This is a genomic window from Kitasatospora sp. HUAS MG31, assembly GCF_040571325.1.
Classification (GTDB): Bacteria; Actinomycetota; Actinomycetes; order Streptomycetales; family Streptomycetaceae; genus Kitasatospora; species Kitasatospora camelliae.
Window position 1 is genome coordinate 5,444,359 of sequence record NZ_CP159872.1, and the last position, 17,907, is coordinate 5,462,265.

Genomic DNA, 17,907 nt, shown 5'->3' on the forward strand with positions numbered 1-17,907 from the left:
GAGCGGGTGTGTGTGGGAGTGGGGCCTCGTTGCCCCGGGCGGGGCCGCGCTGGGTGTGCACGGCGCCCAGCGAAGGATACGTGGTCCGGGACGCGGTCTCGGCGGCACGCCCCCGCGGCGGGCATCCGGGGGGTGCGGCCGATACGCTGAGTAGATGGACCGCCACGGGTCGGCCGGTCGGCAGGGCCCCACGCCACCACGGGAGATCGCGCAACGATGGCCGGACGAAGCCGCTACACCTCAGACAACCCGTCGACGTCCGAGGGCGGCGAGGAGCACGGCGAGGGTCTGCTGCCCGCCGACTTCGAGCTGGCCGACCTCTACGGTGCGAGCAACGGCGGCGACGAGGACCTGGACGACTCCGCGGTGATCGTCCCGCCGATCAGCCTGCCGCCGGACGCCGAGCTGGCCGCGGCCGCCCTGGGGGTCCCGCTGATCGCCCGGGCGCTGAAGCTGGCCCGCTGGACGGCCCCGCACCGGCCGGTGGACGAGCACGGCGACCTCACCGAGCCGGACCGGGAGCCCGCCGCCCGGCTGCTGGAGCTGGCCCCGGCCGAGGGCGAGGTGGCCGAGGACGCGGTGGTCGAGGCGATGCGCGCCTGGGCGCTGGCCTGCGACCTCGACCTGGTGGAGACCGGCACCACCGCGGAGGGCGAGCACGTGGCCATCCCCGGCCCGGACCTGGAGGCGGCCGAGGAGGGCGACCCGGAGACGGTGCTCGCGCTGTGGCTGGAGGCGGCCGGGATCGTCCGCGAGCTGGCCGCCGAGGCGGACTCGCTGCCCGCCGAGGGCGAGGAGCCGGCCGGTGAGGGCGCCGGAGCCGAGGAGGGCGCCGAGGAGGACGAGGGGCCGGACGAGGCGGGTCTGTCCGACGTGGAGGAGGCCCGGGACGCCGCCGCGGAGCTGCTCGACGAGGCCCTGCAGGTGCTGTACGAGACCACGGCCTTCGCCGAGCCCGGCGCCGAGACGGTGCCGCTCGGGGTCCTCGCCGCGCTGCTGGTGGTGCCGGAGGGCGAGGAGCCGGACGAGGAGATGCTCGGGGACATCACCGACCTGATGGTCTCCCTGGACCCGATGCTCGCCGACCTGGCCGAGCTGGGGCTGCTGGAGCACCGGCCGATCGACCCGGAGCTGTTCGAGGAGGAGGAGGCCGGGGAGCCGGCCGCAGCGGACGAGGAGGCCCCGCTGGACGAGGCCGAGGCGGCCCGGTTCGGCATGGTCCGGCTCACCCCGCTCGGGCAGTACGCCGTCCGCGAGTGGCTGCTGGAGGAGGGGTACGACGCGCCGCTGATCGGCGAGCTGGCTCAGGGCGACGCCGGGACGCTGCTGCGCGGCCTCGCCGAGACCACCAATGTGCTGCCCGAGCGGGAGCTGCAGGCGTGGCTGAGCGGGCGGGAGCCGGTGGCGGCCGCCCGGGAGCTGCTGGCCGCCGCCCGCGGGCGGGACGCCACCGGCCCGGTGCGGCGGATGTACTGCGTGGTCGCGCTGGGCGAGCTGGGCACCCCGGCGCACCCGGCGGTGGAGGAGGTGCTGGAGGACCCGGACCTCGGCGGCCTGGCCCGGATCTGGCTCCGCGAGCACGGCCTGGAGGTGGCCCCGCCGGAGCGGCCGGTGGCGCTGTGGCACACCGTGGACTCCTTCGCGGCCGTGCTCCTCGCCAGCCAGGGCGACGCGGCCCGGCTGCGCGAGCTGGTGGCGGCGCTGCCGGTGACCGACAACCCGGCGAGCTACTTCGGCGAGCTGTGGCGGGTGCCGCACCCGTACACCGCGGAGGTGCTGGAGGTGGTCGGCGAGCTGCACCTGGACCGGAACGTGGCCAAGGAGGCCCGCAAGGCGGCGTTCAAGGCGAGGTCGCAGCGGGGCAAGTGAGCGGTGGCCGTCCCGCGGGCCGCCCCGGTCGGGCGGCCCGCGCGGAGGGTCTCGCGAGGGGTCACGGGAGGTCGAGCCGGCCGTCCTCGGTGAGCGGGAAGAACGGGTTGTGGGCCAGCTCCCAGAGGTGGCCGTCCGGGTCCTCGTAGTAGCCGGAGTACCCGCCCCAGTCGGTCGCCACCGGGGCCTTGACCACCGTGGCGCCGGCCTTCTGCGCGGCCGCCATGGCCTCGTCCACCCGCGCCCGGGACTCCAGGTTGATCGCCAGGGTGACGCCGCGGAACGCGGGCTCCCCGCCGCCGGGGACCCCGGCGTCGGCGGCCAGTTCCTCGTGCGGGAACAGGCCGAGCGCCGAGTCGGCCGTGCGGTACCAGACGATGCTCTCGTTGGACGCGGCCGAGCGGCTCCAGCCGAGGGCCTCGTAGAAGGCGCTGCTGCGGGCGAGGTCGGCCACCCCGAGGGTGACGATGCTGATGCGGGCCGGGACACCGGGGGCTGCTGTCATACCGCCAATGTAGGCAGATGCTACTGACAACCCGTCGACGGCGGGCCCGGTCGGTTCATCCGGCAACCGTACGGGCGAAGCTGATGGTCCGACAGTTCCCGGCCACGTATCGTGGGGCGGGCGCGGCGCGGGCGGGCTGGGAGCGGACCGCCGGGCCGCGGGACGACAGGCGAGGCGAGGCCCCGGGGGTGCGGCAGAGGATGAAGAGTCAGCGCGCGAGCAGGCCCCAGGATCCCGAGGACTTCTACGCCGACCACGAGGCGCACCACCGCGCGGTGCTGGCCGGTGCGGACTTCCCGGTCTACGGCGTGCAGGTGGGTGTGCACCCGGATCCGGCGGCGCACGGCGGTACGGACGCGCCCCCGAGTGCCTCCGCGGGCCGGGACGCGGCGAACGAGGCACAGGACGCCGCCCGGGACGCCGCACGGCACGCCCTCGCCGAGTACGAGGAGTTCAACGGGCGGCTCGGCTGGGTCGAGGTGCGCTCCGGGGACTGGGGCTCCCCGGCCGGCCCGTACGTGACCGTCCGCACCCACCGGCCCGGCGCCGACCACGGCGGGCCGCTGCCCGACCTGGAGGACGTGGTCGAGGACGAGCGCGACCGGGTGTACGAGCACCTGGGGATCGACGAGGGCGACGAGCCCGGCCGGGTCCGGGCGCTGCGCGAGTGGATCACCGTGGAGGGCGAGCCGCGGGCCGTGCAGATCCACGAGGACCGCCGGTCGGACGAGCGGGCCGGCGCGGTCTGGGCCGGGCGGCTGCGGCTGGACGGCGTCACGGTGACGGTCACCGGCCGCGGCGTCCTGCCCGGCGGGATCGAGCTGCGGCGGATCGAGGACTTCGAGCCGTACATCGCCGGGCGGACGGCCCTGCAGCGGCACCTGGCGATGCGCCGGCTGGCCGGCGGCGTCCCGATCGAGGAGCGGGCGCTGCCCGCCGTGGCCGGGCTGGAGGCGCACCGCGAGGTCCTGGAGCACAGCGTCTGCGAGGCGGTGGCCATGGAGGCCCAGCTGCGGGCCGGCCGGACGCCCCGGCTGCCCCGGCGGCTGCGCGGGGAGACCGGCGCCGTCCGCTGGGAGGCGGCCGTGCGGCAGCAGATGCGGCTGGCCTCCGAGACCCGGGACGAGGCCACCGAGGCGGTCAGCACCATGGTCAACCACGTCACCCGGCTGGCCCAGCACACCGACTGGCTGGTCGGTACGGTCGAGGGCCGGGCGGCGGTGGAGGAGGTGGTCCGGTACACCGTCTTCGCCAGCGAGGTGCCCAGCCTGCCGGCCCAGCGGGCCTGGGAGCGGCTGTGGTCGGGCGCCACCGCGGACCAGCCGGCCGGCGGCGAGGACGCCTGGCTGACGGCCTGGGAGCAGTGGCGGGTGGAGCGCACCCAGTACTGACGGGCCGCCAGGACCGGTGCCGGCGCCGCCGGATCTGGCAGGTGCACGTCCGTCCTGGGCGGGTAGGGAGAAGGACGGCCATTCGGCACGCGGGCGAGGCATCCGGTTCACCCCGGATTCACCCCGCGGGCCGAGCCTGCTGGACGTCGACGGCCCGTCGGCGTCCGCACCGCCCCTCTCCCCCTGGAGTGACCCTCATGTCGCTGTCCCGCCGGGACTTCGTCAACCGCTCGACCCTGCTCGGCGCCGGCGTGCTCATCGCCGGCAGCGCCGAGGTCCTGGCCACCGCGCCGGGCGCGATCGCCGCCCCGGCCGGTGGCGAGGCCCCGACCGCCGAGGCGGCCCAGGGTGCCCGCACCGCCCTCGGCTACGGTCCGCTGGTCGACGACCCGAAGGGCCTGCTCGCCCTTCCCCGGGGCTTCAGCTACCAGGTCGTCACCCGGACCGGGGAGACCACCCTGGAGACCGGCGAGTCCACCCCCAGCAACCACGACGGCACCGCCGCCTTCGCGGGCCGCCACGGCGGTACCGTGCTGGTCGTCAACCACGAGCTCAAGGGCCCCCGCGCCAACTGGCCGTACCCGGTGCCGCTGCTGGACGGCCACGTCTACGACCCGGGCGCGGCCGGCGGCTGCACGGTGGTCGAGGTCCGCCGGGGCCGCAAGGCCGTCGAGCGGGTCGGCATCGCCGGCACCTCCACCAACTGCGCCGGCGGCCGCACCCCGTGGGACACCTGGCTCACCGGCGAGGAGACCGAGGACAAGGCCGGCCAGAACGGCATGACCAAGGACCACGGCTACGTCTTCGAGGTCGACCCCTACGACCAGGACGCCAACCGCGACCCCAAGCCGGTCAAGGCCTTCGGCCGGTACGCCCACGAGGCCGTCGTGGCCGACGAGCGCCGCGGCCAGGTCTACCTCACCGAGGACGCCTCCAACCCGAACGGCCTGCTCTTCCGCTGGACCCCGCCGGCCGGCTTCCGGCACGGCAAGGGCAAGCTGCGCACCCTCGCCGACGACGCGGGCGTGCTGGAGGCCTTCAAGTGCTTCGACTCGCACGGCGCCTTCGTCGACGACCTGTCCCGCGCCACCAGGATCGGCACCACCTACGGCGTCGACTGGGTCAAGGTGCCGGACCGCGACGCCAGGACCGTCTCCGTCCGCAAGCAGTTCAAGGACGGCGAGATCACCCGCGCCCGCAAGCTGGAGGGCATGTGGTGGGGTGACAACGGCGTGTACTTCGTCTCCTCCTACGCCCGCTCCGAGAGCCCCGTCCAGCACGACGGCCAGGTCTGGTTCTACAGCCCCTCCCGCCGGACCCTCACCCTGAAGGTCCTGCTCGGCGTCAACGACGACGTGTGGAGCGACCGCAACTACGACGGCCCGGACAACATCACCGTCTCGCCGTACGGCGGCCTGGTGATCGCCGAGGACGGCGAGGGCATCCAGCACCTGTTCGGCACCACGGACGACGGGCGGACGTACGCGATCGCGCGGAACGAGCTGAACCTCGGCACCGCCGAGGAGCCGGAGTACAGCGAGTTCACCGGCGTCACCTTCTCCGCCGACGGGCACACGCTGTTCGCCAACATCCAGACGCCGGGCATCATGCTCGCCATCACGGGGCCCTGGCACCGCTGCGTCCGCGGCTGACGCCCGGCCTTTCGGCGACCGGGTGACCCCTCGGGGTCGCCCGGTCGCCTACTCCTCCGGGAGGCGGAGCTGGAGCATGGCGAGCAGGCGCTGCTGGGGCTGGGCGAGGTCGAGGCCGGTGAGCTGTTCGGCGCGGCGGACGCGGTACCGCAGGGTGTTGGGGTGGATGTGCAGCGCGTCCGCGGCCACCCGGACCTCGCCGAGCGCGTCCAGCCAGGCCAGCACCGACTCCGCCAGCCGCGTCCCGTGCCGCCGGTCGTAGACGGTGAGCGCGGTCAGCCGCGGGTCCCGCAGGCCCCCGCGCTCCTGGAGCAGCGCCAGCACCTCGCTGACCAGCACCTCCGCCTGGACGTCCGGCAGCGCCGCGACCTCCAGGTCGACCCCGCCGCGTCCCATCGCGTCCAGGATCCGGTCCGCCTGCGCCCGGGACTCGGGCACCGCGGCGAGCCCGTCCACCGTGGAGCCGATCGCCGCCCGCAGCGGGACGCCCAGGTGCTCGCGGGCGGCGGCGATCACCTCCTGGGCCCAGCTGCGCAGGGTGGCCAGCGGCAGACCGGGCGGCAGCTCGGGGAGCAGGACGTACACCCGGGACTCGATCGGGGCGAGCAGGGCGGAGCGGTGCCGGGCGGCGGTGTGCACCGAGATCAGACCGGTCACCTCGCCGCGGGAGAGCTCCGGGTCCAGGCCCCCGGCGGGGGCGGCGCTGTACGCCAGGACGGTGGCCGGGCGGCGCAGGTCCAGGCCGAGGTGGGTGGCCAGGGACTGCGGGCCGGTGGAGCCCTCCAGCAGGCCGGTGAGCAGGGTCTGGGTCAGCCGGACGTCGGCGGAGAGTTCGCGGCGGCGGCGGACCAGCTGGGCGGCGGCCACCCGGGCCGCGCCGACCAGGGCCTGTTCGGCGTGCGGGGCGAGCGGCTGCGAACCCTCCTGCACCCAGATGGTGCCGAGCTGCTGGGCGCCGGCCCGGATGCCGATCGCCAGCCGGCGGCGGATGCCCAGCTCGGGGTGGGCGTCGATCTCCAGGACCGCGTCGGAGCCGCGCAGGTGCTGGAAGACGCCCCACTCGCGGAGCTTGGACAGGTACGGCTCGGGGCCCTGCCAGCCGAGGATGGACAGCCGGCGGAGGTCGTCCACCTCGTCGGAGTCGGCGGAGCGGGAGTAGGCGAGGACCCGGCTGGAGGTGTCCTCGACGGAGACGATGCCGTTGGTGAGCACGGCCACGGTCTGGGCCAGCGAGAACAGGTCGCCGGCGTCGGTGACCGCGGTCTCCTGGGTGTCCGGGCCGGCGATCAGGGCGCGGGCCAGCGAGTCCAGGTGCTCCCAGCGGGTCTCCCGGCGGACCGAGAGCAGCGCCACCCCGGCCTCGGTCGCCGCCTCGCGCAGCGCGTCCGCCTGGCCGGGGCCGTCCAGCTTGACCGCCACGGCGGCGGCCCGGGCCCGGCCGGCCGCGCGCAGGGCGGGCAGGGCGGCGCGGCCGCGGGCGCCGATGGCGAGGACCAGCTCGCCGGCGGCGGCGGTCGGCGGGTCCTCCGGGTCGAGGATGGAGACGTCCCTGACCGGGACGTCCAGGCCCGCCGGGGCCGCCTGGAGCTCCACCAGCGGCTCGCCCAGTGACATCAGCAGCTGCCGCAGCGGCAGCCCGGGCGTGGTCACGAGCCCGCCCGGCCGGTCGGGGGCCGCCCCGGACGCCGTCTGTTCACGCGGACAAGGGTATCCGGCGCATTTTGGCGGCGTGGCCAACAAAGCGGGCCCGGTGGCGGGAATACCGTTTCTCCATGGCCGGCGTGTGACCCTCACCGGCTTCCCATGACGAGAAGGAGAGCGTGCGCCATGGATGCTGTGACCCAGGTCCCCGCGCCGGTGAACGAGCCGGTCCACAGCTACGCCCCCGGCAGCCCGGAACGGGCCCGCCTGGAGGCCAAGCTGAAGGAGCTGGGAGGCCAGGAGCCGCTCCAGCTGACCATGACGATCAACGGTGAGCACCGCATGGGCGGCGGCGCCGAGATCCACGTCGTCCAGCCGCACAACCACGCGGCTCGGCTCGGTACGCTGCGCAACGCCACCCAGGACGACGCGCGCGACGCCATCGACACCGCCCTGGCCGCTGCCCCGGCCTGGCAGGCGCTCTCCTTCGACTCCCGTGCCGCGATCTTCCTGCGCGCCGCCGACCTGCTGGCCGGCCCCTGGCGCGAGACCCTGGCCGCCGCCACCATGCTCGGCCAGTCCAAGACCGCCCAGCAGGCCGAGATCGACACCCCCTGCGAGCTGGTCGACTTCCTGCGCTTCAACGTGCACTTCGCCCGGCAGATCATCGCCGAGCAGCCGATCTCCTCGGACGGCGTGTGGAACCGCAGCGACCACCGCCCGCTGGAGGGCTTCGTCTACGCGATCACCCCGTTCAACTTCACCGCCATCGCCGGCAACCTGCCGACCGCCCCGGCGCTGATGGGCAACGTGGTGATCTGGAAGCCGTCCCCGACCCAGCAGTTCGCCGCGCACTACCTGATGCAGCTGCTGGAGGCCGCCGGCCTGCCCAAGGGCGTCATCAACATGGTCACCGGCGACGGCCTGGCCGTCTCCGAGGTCGCCCTCAAGCACCCGGACCTGGCCGGCATCCACTTCACCGGCTCCACCGCCACCTTCCAGCACCTGTGGCGCGAGGTCGGCACCAACATCTCCGGCTACCGCACCTACCCGCGGATCGTCGGCGAGACCGGCGGCAAGGACTTCCTGGTCGCCCACCCGTCCGCCAACAAGGCCGTGCTGAAGACCGCGATGACCCGCGGCGCCTTCGAGTTCCAGGGCCAGAAGTGTTCGGCCCTGTCCCGCGCCTACGTCCCGGCGTCGATCTGGGCCGAGCTCAAGGACGAGTTCCGCGACGAGGTCGAGTGGCTCACCATGGGCGACGTCACCGACCTGGCCAACTTCATGGGCGCCGTGATCGACGAGCGCTCCTTCGCCAAGAACAAGGCCGCCATCGACCGCGCCCAGGCCGACCCGAAGGTCGAGATCCTGGCCGGCGGCAGCTACGACGACTCGGTCGGCTACTTCGTCCGCCCGACCGTGCTGGTCTGCGAGGACCCGGCGAGCGAGTACTTCCGCGACGAGTACTTCGGACCGATCCTGGCCGTGTACGTCTACCAGGACGAGAAGTACGACGAGATGCTCGCGCAGATGGAGTCGGTGTCCTCGTACGGCCTGACCGGCTCGATCATCGCCCAGGACCGCGAGGCCGTGCAGCACGCCCTGCACGTCCTGCGCCACGCGGCCGGCAACTTCTACATCAACGACAAGCCGACCGGCGCCGTCGTCGGCCAGCAGCCCTTCGGCGGCGGCCGGGCCTCCGGCACCAACGACAAGGCCGGCGCCAAGCAGAACCTGATGCGCTGGACCTCCACCCGGTCCATCAAGGAGACGTTCGTCCCGCCGACGGACTACCGCTACCCGCACATGGGCTGACCTCTCCTCACCGGGGCGGCGGCCTCCACCCTCGGGCCGCCGCCCCTCCCTCCTCCACCACCCCCGAAGACCCCGCTCCAGGAGTCCACGATGCTCCGTTCCGCCCTCCTCGCCGCCTCGCGCTCCCCGCAGGTCCGCACCGTGGTCGAGAAGTTCCCCCCGACCCACGCCATAGTCGAGCGCTTCGTCGCCGGCGAGCGCCTCGAACAGGCCGTCGCCGCCACCGACGAGCTGGTGGCCACCGGCCGCACGGTCACCCTGGACCACCTCGGCGAGGACACCCGGGACGCCGCCCAGGCCGCCGACACCGCCCTGGCCTACGAGCACCTGCTGACCGCCCTCAAGGAGACCGGCCTCGCCGCCAGTGCCGAGGTCTCGGTCAAGCTCTCCGCGGTCGGCCAGTTCCTGCCGGTGGACGGCGAGAAGATCGCCCTGGAGAACGCCCGGCGGATCTGCCAGGCCGCCGCCGACGCGGGCACCACGGTCACCCTGGACATGGAGGACCACACCACCACGGACTCGACCCTGTCGATCGCCCGTGAGCTGCGCGAGGACTTCCCGTGGCTGGGCGTCGTCCTCCAGGCGTACCTGCGCCGCACCGAGGCCGACTGCCGGGACCTCGCCACCAAGGGCTCGCGGGTCCGGCTGTGCAAGGGCGCCTACAAGGAGCCCGAGTCGGTCGCCTTCCAGGGCAAGCAGGAGGTGGACCTGGCGTACGTCCGCGCGCTCAAGGTCCTCATGGGCGGCGAGGGCTACCCGATGATCGCCTCCCACGACCCGAACATGATCAAGATCGCCGGCCAGCTGGCCGAGTGGAACAACCGCGGCCGGGACAGCTTCGAGTACCAGATGCTGTACGGCATCCGCCCGGAGGAGCAGCTGCGGCTGGCGGGCGAGGGCAACACCATGCGGGTGTACCTGCCGTACGGGCAGGAGTGGTACGGGTACTTCATGCGGCGGCTCGCGGAGCGCCCGGCGAACCTGGTGTTCTTCCTGCGGGCGATGGCGACCCGCAAGTAAGGGCGCAACCAGGTAACCCGGCAACCGGGTAACCCATAGGGGCGCGGGGAACTGCGCGGTTCGGAAGGGCTCTACGTCAGCGTCTTCCGATTCGCGCAGTTCTCCCCCAGCCTTGGCGGCTGGGAGGTGTCCCCACGCGCCCCTTGTGGTTGCGGTTACGTCAGAAGCGGAGCGTCAGAGCATGGCCGCCGCGGGCTTGACCATGCTGCGGGCGGTCTTGGCGTCGACGTACTCGCCGAGGGCGGTCATCACCCACTCGCCGGAGAACTGGCGGACCAGCTTGCACATGGCGACGCCGGTGTGCGGCTCGGACTGGGTGAGGTCGAAGCGGACCAGCTCCTGGCCGCTGGCGGCGTCCAGCAGGCGGCAGTAGGCGTTCTTGACGTCGGTGAACTTCTGGCCGGAGAAGGAGTTCACCACGAACACCAGGCCGCAGACCTCCTGCGGCACGCCCTCCAGGTGGACGGTGATCGACTCGTCGTCCCCGGAGCCCTCGCCGGTGAGGTTGTCCCCGGAGTGGGCGATGGCGCCGTTGAAGATCGACAGCTTCATGAACCAGGCCGTCTCGACCTTCTTCCGCTGCGCGTCGAAGGCGATGCAGGAGGCGTCCAGGTCGATGTTGCGGCCGTGGCCGCCGGCCGGCTCCCAGCCGAGCCCCATCCGGACCGCCGACAGGAACGGCTTGCCGCCCTTCTCCAGCGAGACGGAGCCGCCCTTGACCAGGTTGACCCGTCCCTTGTCCAGGGTGATCTTGCCGACGGAGGGGGCGGCGTTGGGCATCGGCGGCGGGGTCGAACCCGTCGCGGAGGCGGAGGCGGAGGCACCGGCCGCAGGCTCCTCGACCGAGACGCCGAAGTCGGTGGCGATGCCGGCCAGCCCGTTCGCGTAGCCCTGGCCGACCGCGCGGACCTTCCACTCGGAGCCGCGGCGGTAGATCTCGACCACCACCAGGGCGGTCTCCCGGCTCAGCCGGGGCGGGGTGAAGGTGGCCAGCACCCGGCCGGAGCCGGCCTCCCGCACGGTGGCGGTGGGCTCGGTACCGGCGAAGGTGGCGCCGGCCTCGTCCAGGCTGGCGGTCACCACGATCTTGGTGATCTCGGACGGGACGGCGGCGGTGTCCACCGTGATCGCGTCCGGGGTGGAACCGGCGGCCGGGCGGTGCGTCACCCCGGGACCGGTGGGGGCGTTGAAGAACACGAAGTCGGCGTCCGAGCGGACCTTTCCGGCCTCGGTCAGCAGCAGGCCGGAGACGTCCAGCGCCTTCGGCGCGGTCACCTCGACCGTCACCCGGGTGGCGGTGAGCGGGGCGTTGCCGCCCTGGGTCAGGACCGTCGTCACAGGAGTCCTCCTCTCCTCCGGGCATCGCGCCCCTTCGCGGCTCACCCTAGCCAACAGGCCCGGCTGACGGGCCGTGACCCGGCGAGTGGACGCGGACTCTTGCCCACCCGCCCGAGCTCGGCAAACATGCAGGGATGCCAGCTCTCCAACGTACCGAAGCGGTCCATCGTGCCCGCCTGCTCGACGTGCACGCGTACGCCGTCGACCTCGACCTGACCCGCGGCGCCGAGGTGTTCGGCAGCACCAGTGTGATCCGGTTCCGCTGCGCCGAGCCGGGCGCCGACAGCTTCGTCGACCTGGAGCCGGTCCGGCTCCGCCGGGCCGAGCTGAACGGCCGCCCGCTCGACGTCACCGCGCTGGACGGCAACCGGCTCGCGCTGCCCTCGCTCGCGGCCGAGAACGAGCTGCTGATCGAGGCCGACATGGTCTACTCGCGCACCGGCGAGGGCCTGCACCGCTTCACCGACCCGGCCGACGGCGAGGTGTACCTGTTCGCCACCTGCGGGCCGGACATGGCGCCCAAGGTGTTCGGCTGCTTCGACCAGCCCGACCTCAAGGCGCCGATCACGCTCGCCGTCACCGTCCCCGAGGCGTGGACCGCGGTGGCCAACGGCGCGGTGGCCGGGCGGACCGCCGGCCGCTGGGAGTTCGCGCCGACCCGGCCGATCAGCACCTACCTGTTCACCGTGGTGGCCGGCCCGCTGCACTCGGTCTTCTCGGAGCACGAGGGCATCCCGCTCGGGCTGCACGGCCGCCGCTCGCTCGCCGCCGAGCTGGACCGGGAGGCCGCCGAGATCCTGGAGGTCACCCGGGCCTCGCTGGACCGGCTGCACGAGCTCTTCGACGAGCGCTACCCGTTCGGCGAGTACCACCAGGCGTTCGTCCCCGAGTTCAACTGGGGCGCCATGGAGAACCCCGGCTGCGTGGTCTTCCGCGACGAGCTGCTGTTCCGCTCGACGCCCACCGACGCCGACCGCGAGCTCCGGGCCATGATCATCTGCCATGAGATGGCCCACATGTGGTTCGGCGACCTGGTCACCATGCGCTGGTGGGACGACCTCTGGCTGAACGAGTCCTTCGCCGAGATGCTCGGCTACCGGATCGCCGCCGAGTCCACCCGGTTCACCGGCGCGTGGACCGGCTTCGCCGCCAAGCGCAAGGGCTGGGGCTACGACGCCGACCAGCGCCGCTCCACCCACCCGATCGCCGGCAACGGCACCCGGAGCGTCGCCGAGGCCCTGGTCAACTTCGACGGCATCTCCTACGCCAAGGGCGCCTCGGCGCTGCGCCAGCTGGTCGCCTGGCTGGGCGACGACGCCTTCTTCGACGGCATCAACGCCTACTTCGCCCGGCACCGGTTCGGCAACGCCGAGCTGGAGGACTTCCTGGACGCGCTGGCGGACGCCAGCGGCCGGGACGTCCGCGGCTGGGCGGACGCCTGGCTGCGCACCAGCGGGGTCGACACCCTGCGGCTGGACGTGAAGCGAGAGGGCGAGCGGGTCACCTCGGCCGAGGTGGTCAACGAGGGCAGCCGGCCGCACCTGATCAAGGTCGGCGCGTTCGGTGCCGCCGACCCCGAGCTGCGGCTGTCCGCCATCGTCCCGGTGGAGGTGGCGCCCGGCGGCCGGACCCCGCTGCGGCTGGACCACGCCACCCGCGCCGAGCTGCTGCTGCCCAACCACGGCGACCTCACCTGGGCCAAGATCCGGCTCGACGCGCACTCCTGGGAGACCGTCCGGGAGTCGCTCTCCCTGATCGAGGACGACCTGGCCCGGGCCGTCCTCTGGGAGCACGCCCGCGACCTGGTCCGGGACGGTGAGCTGGCCCCCGCCGCCTACCTGGAGCTGGTGGCCGAGCACCTGCCCGCCGAGACCTCGGCGGCCACCGCCGAGGCCGTCCTCACCTTCGCCCGCACCGACGCGGCCGGCCGCTACCTGGACCCCGCCGAGCGGCCCACCGCGCTCTGCGTGGTCGGGGGCGCCGCCCGGGAGCTGCTGGAGCGGCCCGGAGCGGGGCAGAGCCTGCGGCTGATCGCCCTGCGGGCCGCCGTGGAGACCGCCGAGTGCCCGGAGGAGCTGGCCCGGCTGAAGGACTGGCTGGACGGCCGGGAGGAGCCCGCCGGCCTCCCGCTCAGCCCCGACCTGCGCTGGGCCGCCCTGGCCCGGCTGGCCGCCAAGGGCGGGGCCGGCGAGGACGAGATCGCCGCCGAGCTGGAGCGCGACCCCGGCAGCACCGCCGAGCTGGGCGCCGCCCGGGCCCGCGCCGCCCTGCCCGGCGCGGCCGAGAAGGAGGCCGCCTGGCAGCGCCTGTTCACCGAGGGCGGCCTCTCCAACCATCTGCTCACCGCCACCGCCGAGGGCTTCTGGCGCTCCGGCGACGAGGACCTGCTCGCCGGGTACGTGCGGCGCTACTTCACCGAGGTGCCGGCCACCGCCGGGCGGGGCGACACGGTGGCCCGGGTGCTGGGGCACAGCCTCTTCCCCAAGGGCCACGCCGACGCGGAGACCGTCCGGGCCGCCGAGGAGTGCCTGGAGCGCACCGACCTGACGCCCACCCAGCGGCGGGCGCTCTCCGACGAGCTGGACGACCTGCGCCGGGCCCACCACATCCGCGGCTGACCGGCCCGGCGGTGGCCCGCCGGCCCCGCCCTCAGCGGCGGCCGGCGGGTACCGCGGCGGGCCGCGGGAAGCTGCCGCGGGTGGCCACCGCCCGCGGCGTGCGCAGCGCGAAGGCCGAGGCCGTCCAGGACTCCTGGCCGGCCCGGCGCCCCCGCTCCGCCGCGCACGGGCGGCTGCCGGCGACGGTGAACCCGTACCGGCCCTTCGGCACCTCCACCGTGGCCGGCACGGTGAACCGGTACACCAGGGCGTCCCGCTCCAGGACCACCGTGGCCACCGCGCCCGGCAGGTCCGTCCACGGCGCCGCGCCGGGCAGCACCCGCGGCCGGTGCAGCCGGAACTCGACCTGGAGGGCCGTCATCGGCTCGCCGACCGTCAGCTCCAGGGTGTGCCGGGAGCCGGAACTGCCGATCTCCTCGGTCGCCACCGAGCCGTACAGCGCCTCCTGGCCGCCCTTCGACCCCGCCGGGCCGCTCGGGCCGGGCGTCGGCACCGGCGGCTGGACCGCCAGCCCGTTCCCCGGGCCGGTCGGGTCCGGCGCGGTGGAGGGCCCCGGGCTGCCCGAGGGCGAGGGGGAGGACGACGGGGAGGCGGACGGGTCGGGCAGCACCCCGTCCGGCGGCAGCGGCGGCTGAGAGCCGCGGTCCGCCCGGTCGGCGGCCGGCTCGCCCGGCCGCACCGAGGGCGCGAGGGCGGACGGCGGCACCGACCGGCGCGGGGCCGGCTGCGCGCTCGCGTCCCCGGACCGGTGCGCCGCCGGCACGTCCTGGGCGCCGGTGGGCGCGGCATCGGGCGCGGGCAGCGGTGGACTGGCCCCCACCGAGGCACTCGGACGGCGGCCGACCTGCTGCTGCTCGGTCAGCAGCCAGGTGGTCGCCAGACTGATCCCGACCACCGTGGACATCGCCATCGCCGCTCCGGAGAACCGGATCGTGGGCAGCCTGAGGCGCCCGCCGAGCGGCCTGGGACGGCCGTGCCGCCCGTACCGGACGGCGCCGCACGCCGTCTCGGTGTCCCTGTGGAGCGCCACCGGGCTCCCCTCCTGTCTGCTCCCCAGCCACCACCGCGCGGCCCCCGGTGCGGGCTCGGCTGCTCCGTCCCGCAGCGGAGGATCGGGGAAGATTACCAGCGGCCTCCCGACTCCCCGCCAGACCCGTACCGCAACGGGACCGGTGGACGCGAGTGACGCTCGGTACAGAGTAGTTGACGGATCGTCGGATGAGCGTCACGAGGTGGTTGCAACCCTCTGCAACTCTTGCCCGCCCACGCGGCGTGCCGCAATCTGGGGCACAACCCAGCCGCCCCGGAGAGAACGTCCATGCCGCTCGACCCGCTGCCAGCCTCCGACCAGTCCCTCGCCGCCACCCCCACGGGCGACGATCGCGGCCCGGCCACCGTCCCCCCGGTGGTCGAGGAGGTCCTGGACCTGCGGATCGCACTGGAGCAGGACCTGGTCGGTGAGGTGCGCACCCGCTTCCGGTACGAGGCCGACCGCCCGTACGAGGTGCGCCTCACCTTCCACGTCGGGCGTCTCGACGAGGCGGACTGGGTGTTCTCCCGCGAGCTGCTGCGCGACGGGCTGTCCGCACTGAGCGGCCAGGGCGACATCAAGCTCTGGCCCGCGTACTGCCCGTGCCACGGCTCGACCCTGCACATCGCGCTGGAGTCCCCGCACGGCAGCGCCCTGCTGGAGGCCTCCCGGCCGCAGGTGAAGGCCTGGCTGGAGCGCACCTACGCCTGCGTCCCGCCGGAGGCCGAGGTGCTCGGCGGCCCGACGGACGCTCAGCTCGCCGCGCTGCTGGCCGGGGGCTGAGCCGGGCCCGGCAGCCGGGCCGTACCCGCCGCCAGCGCCGCCCGCAGCTCGCGCACCGCCGGGGCGGTGGAGCCGGGCAGCAGGTCGTACGGGTCCGCCGGGCCCTCGACCGACACCTCCGCCGAGTCGGCCAGCCGGTACGGGCGGTGCGCCAGCAGCCCGCCCAGGTGGCGGCGGAGCCGGGAGAACTCGGCGCGGACCGTCACCGTCCGGGCCGCATCCCCGAACACCGCCTCCGCCAGCCCGGCCGCCGACAGCCCCTCCCGCCGCACCGCCAGCAGCAGCAACAGCTCGGCGTGCCGTGGGGTCGGGGTGTGCGACCAACTGCCCACCGCCCCCGACACCGACAGCTCGGGCCGGTCCCCGCGGCGCAGGTCCAGCCGGATCCGGGCGCCCTCGCTCTGCTCCGCCCGCTCGCCGGCCGCGACCGGCCCGTCCGTCCGGCCGACCGGGCGGATCAGCCAGCCCTCCGCCAGCGGCTCCACCGTGCACTCGCCCAGAGTCGGCAGCCAGCACGCCGCGGCGGTGCCCCAGCCCTCGGTCGGCTGGTTCAGCCGCGGCACGCTGGGCAGGCCCACCGCGGCCGCCGTCCACCCCGCCCCGTCCACCACCAGCGCCGGCCCGCCGAACCGGGCCAGCAGCGGCACCGCCACCGTCCGCAGCCGGTGCAGCGACTCCAGGTGCCGGGCCCGCAGCTCGGTCTCGGCCAGCCGGGCCGCCGTCACCGTCAGCTGCAGCAGGTACGGGCGCCCGGCGTGGGCCGGGCCGCTGAGGTCGACCACACCGGACAGCCGTCCGGTGCGCGGGTCGCGGATCGGCGCGGCCACGCAGGTCCAGGTGTGGTGGCTGCGCAGGTAGTGCTCGGCGGTGTGCACCTGGGCCGGATTGCCGGTCCGGACCGTCAGGCCGATCCCGTTGGTGCCCACCTCGTCCTCGGACCAGCGCGCGCCCTGCTCGAAGCCCAGCGCGTCGGCGCTGCGCAGCAGCGGGCGGCCGCCGTCGATCCAGAGCAGGTGGCCCTCGGCGTCGGAGACCGCCAGCACCAGCGGGGTGCCGGCGTCCCCGTCGAGGAGGGTGGAGCGCAGCAGCGGCATCACCTCGTCCAGCCGGGTGTCGCGGCGGCGGTGCTCCAGCTCGGCGGTGGGGATCCGGCGGGCGTTGCGGCCCCGGTCCGGGTCCAGCCCCTGCCGGCGCAGCCGCTCCCAGGAGTCGCCGATCTCCGGCCGCAGCCCCGTGGGCAGCGGCTCCCCGGACATCGCCCTCTCGTGCAGCTCGGCCGGCCGGGCGGCGGGGACGGCGGGGCGGCCGGCCGCCGGATCACCGTTCTGCACCGCCCACCCCCTCGCCGCCGATGGCAGAAGGGTACGGCGGGGATCCGGGCCGTGGCGGACGGCCGGAAAAATTCCGTACCCGGCCGCATGATTCCTCTCGGTGTCCGGGGCCGAACGTTACGGCGGTACGGTGGCCGACGGTGTGTCATACCGGGACTTTCCCGGCGTCCTGGTCCTAGATGTCCCTTGTGACTCTCTGCGCCTTCGACGGAAGCGGCATCGACGGGGGCCTCTACCTCCGGGTCGTCGGCTGGGCCGAGGCCGCCCCCGCCTGGCTGGACGGCCTGGTGCGGCTGTGGTCCGCGTACGGGCTGGCGCTGTTCGCCCTGCTGATGCTCGCCGGCTGGTGGCGGGCGCGCGGTGCCGAGGCCGTGGTGATGGCCCGGGCGCTCGCCGTCCCGCTGGTCACCGGCGCCGCCTACCTGGTCAACGAACTGCTCAAGCTGGTGGTGGCGGAGGTCCGGCCGTGCCGCCAGCTCGCCGCCGGGCCCACCCTGGAGACCTGCCCCGCCCCCTCCGACTGGTCCTTCCCCAGCAACCACGCGGTGATCGCCTTCGCGGCGGCCACCGCGCTGCTGCTCACCGACCGGCTGCTCGGCTGGACCGCCCTCGCGGCGGCGCTGCTGATGGCCGGCTCGCGGGTGTGGATCGGCGTGCACTACCCGCACGACGTGGTCGCCGGGGCGCTGGTCGGCGCGCTCGTCGCCGTCCCCCTCACGCTGGCCGCCGGGCGGGCCGCGCCGCTGGTGGAACGGGGGCGCGGCGGGCCGCTCGGGGGCGTGCTGGGGCTGGTCTGACCGGGCCCGCCCGGTGGCCGCCCCGCCGCGCCGGAGTGAGGTTGGCTGTACAACTTTCCGGGGCGGTTCACCTGCCCGCCGCCGTTCGGACCACCGGCGGACACCCGGCCGCCCGAG

Annotated in this window: 13 protein-coding genes; 8 read left to right on the top strand and 5 right to left on the bottom strand. The window is 74.7% G+C overall.

Annotated features, from left to right (window positions below; genetic code table 11):
* The first annotated feature begins 216 nt into the window (after positions 1 to 216).
* Entirely contained in the window at positions 217 to 1,869 is a 1,653-nt protein-coding gene (locus ABWK59_RS24365) for a hypothetical protein (protein WP_354642738.1), read from the top strand.
* A 61-nt stretch (positions 1,870 to 1,930) separates the two neighbouring features.
* Here ABWK59_RS24365 and ABWK59_RS24370 read toward each other — a convergent pair whose 3' ends face one another.
* Positions 1,931 to 2,374: a VOC family protein gene (locus ABWK59_RS24370; protein WP_354642739.1), complete on the bottom strand. Its 444-nt coding sequence runs from the start codon at positions 2,372 to 2,374 to the stop codon at positions 1,931 to 1,933.
* 200 nt (positions 2,375 to 2,574) lie between these two features.
* On the opposite strand from ABWK59_RS24370, the gene ABWK59_RS24375 reads away from it, so the two are divergent.
* Positions 2,575 to 3,765, top strand: coding sequence for a hypothetical protein (locus tag ABWK59_RS24375; protein WP_354642740.1), 1,191 nt, complete (start codon positions 2,575 to 2,577; stop codon positions 3,763 to 3,765).
* Positions 3,766 to 3,962: 197 nt separating this feature from the next.
* Positions 3,963 to 5,417 carry an alkaline phosphatase PhoX gene (locus ABWK59_RS24380; protein WP_354642741.1) on the top strand — a complete coding sequence of 485 codons (1,455 nt, stop codon included), beginning with the start codon at positions 3,963 to 3,965 and terminating at the stop codon, positions 5,415 to 5,417.
* A 48-nt stretch (positions 5,418 to 5,465) separates the two neighbouring features.
* Here ABWK59_RS24380 and ABWK59_RS24385 read toward each other — a convergent pair whose 3' ends face one another.
* Entirely contained in the window at positions 5,466 to 7,067 is a 1,602-nt protein-coding gene (locus ABWK59_RS24385) for a PucR family transcriptional regulator (RefSeq protein WP_354642742.1), read from the bottom strand.
* Positions 7,068 to 7,244: 177 nt separating this feature from the next.
* Between ABWK59_RS24385 and pruA the strand changes: the two genes are divergently transcribed.
* Entirely contained in the window at positions 7,245 to 8,873 is a 1,629-nt protein-coding gene (gene pruA, locus ABWK59_RS24390) for an L-glutamate gamma-semialdehyde dehydrogenase (protein ID WP_354642743.1), read from the top strand.
* A 90-nt stretch (positions 8,874 to 8,963) separates the two neighbouring features.
* Complete coding sequence (locus tag ABWK59_RS24395) at positions 8,964 to 9,893, top strand: proline dehydrogenase family protein (protein WP_354642744.1); 930 nt, start codon at positions 8,964 to 8,966, stop codon at positions 9,891 to 9,893.
* A 174-nt stretch (positions 9,894 to 10,067) separates the two neighbouring features.
* On the opposite strand, the gene ABWK59_RS24400 is transcribed toward ABWK59_RS24395, so the two are convergent.
* Positions 10,068 to 11,219 carry a TerD family protein gene (locus tag ABWK59_RS24400; RefSeq protein ID WP_354645093.1) on the bottom strand — a complete coding sequence of 384 codons (1,152 nt, stop codon included), beginning with the start codon at positions 11,217 to 11,219 and terminating at the stop codon, positions 10,068 to 10,070.
* 146 nt (positions 11,220 to 11,365) lie between these two features.
* On the opposite strand from ABWK59_RS24400, the gene pepN reads away from it, so the two are divergent.
* Positions 11,366 to 13,849, top strand: a complete 2,484-nt coding sequence (gene pepN, locus ABWK59_RS24405; protein ID WP_354642745.1) for an aminopeptidase N — start codon at positions 11,366 to 11,368, stop codon at positions 13,847 to 13,849.
* Positions 13,850 to 13,880: 31 nt separating this feature from the next.
* Here the strand turns inward: pepN and ABWK59_RS24410 are convergent, their stop codons facing one another.
* On the bottom strand, positions 13,881 to 14,879 hold the full coding sequence (locus tag ABWK59_RS24410; RefSeq protein ID WP_354642746.1) for a hypothetical protein: 999 nt from the start codon (positions 14,877 to 14,879) through the stop codon (positions 13,881 to 13,883).
* A 288-nt stretch (positions 14,880 to 15,167) separates the two neighbouring features.
* Between ABWK59_RS24410 and ABWK59_RS24415 the strand changes: the two genes are divergently transcribed.
* The gene (locus ABWK59_RS24415) at positions 15,168 to 15,662 is read left to right on the top strand and encodes an SsgA family sporulation/cell division regulator (RefSeq protein ID WP_354642747.1); all 495 of its coding nucleotides are present in this window, start codon (positions 15,168 to 15,170) and stop codon (positions 15,660 to 15,662) included.
* Here ABWK59_RS24415 and ABWK59_RS24420 read toward each other — a convergent pair.
* Positions 15,632 to 16,993 (bottom strand): GAF domain-containing protein, encoded by a 1,362-nt coding sequence (locus ABWK59_RS24420; RefSeq protein ID WP_354642748.1) that lies wholly within the window; start codon positions 16,991 to 16,993, stop codon positions 15,632 to 15,634. The two genes, ABWK59_RS24415 and ABWK59_RS24420, sit on opposite strands and share 31 nt — an antisense overlap.
* 179 nt (positions 16,994 to 17,172) lie before the next feature.
* Between ABWK59_RS24420 and ABWK59_RS24425 the strand changes: the two genes are divergently transcribed.
* Positions 17,173 to 17,790, top strand: a complete 618-nt coding sequence (locus tag ABWK59_RS24425) for a phosphatase PAP2 family protein (RefSeq protein ID WP_354642749.1) — start codon at positions 17,173 to 17,175, stop codon at positions 17,788 to 17,790.
* Positions 17,791 to 17,907: the final 117 nt, after the last annotated feature.

What these genes read in the sequence shown, in the direction of transcription:
- ABWK59_RS24365 (WP_354642738.1), top strand. Translation starts at nt 217, where the DNA reads ATGGCCGGACGAAGCCGCTACACCTCAGACAACCCGTCGACGTCCGAG.
- ABWK59_RS24370 (WP_354642739.1), bottom strand. Translation starts at nt 2,374, where the DNA reads ATGACAGCAGCCCCCGGTGTCCCGGCCCGCATCAGCATCGTCACCCTC.
- ABWK59_RS24375 (WP_354642740.1), top strand. Translation starts at nt 2,575, where the DNA reads ATGAAGAGTCAGCGCGCGAGCAGGCCCCAGGATCCCGAGGACTTCTAC.
- ABWK59_RS24380 (WP_354642741.1), top strand. Translation starts at nt 3,963, where the DNA reads ATGTCGCTGTCCCGCCGGGACTTCGTCAACCGCTCGACCCTGCTCGGC.
- pruA (WP_354642743.1), top strand. Translation starts at nt 7,245, where the DNA reads ATGGATGCTGTGACCCAGGTCCCCGCGCCGGTGAACGAGCCGGTCCAC.
- ABWK59_RS24395 (WP_354642744.1), top strand. Translation starts at nt 8,964, where the DNA reads ATGCTCCGTTCCGCCCTCCTCGCCGCCTCGCGCTCCCCGCAGGTCCGC.
- pepN (WP_354642745.1), top strand. Translation starts at nt 11,366, where the DNA reads ATGCCAGCTCTCCAACGTACCGAAGCGGTCCATCGTGCCCGCCTGCTC.
- ABWK59_RS24415 (WP_354642747.1), top strand. Translation starts at nt 15,168, where the DNA reads ATGCCGCTCGACCCGCTGCCAGCCTCCGACCAGTCCCTCGCCGCCACC.
- ABWK59_RS24425 (WP_354642749.1), top strand. Translation starts at nt 17,173, where the DNA reads ATGTCCCTTGTGACTCTCTGCGCCTTCGACGGAAGCGGCATCGACGGG.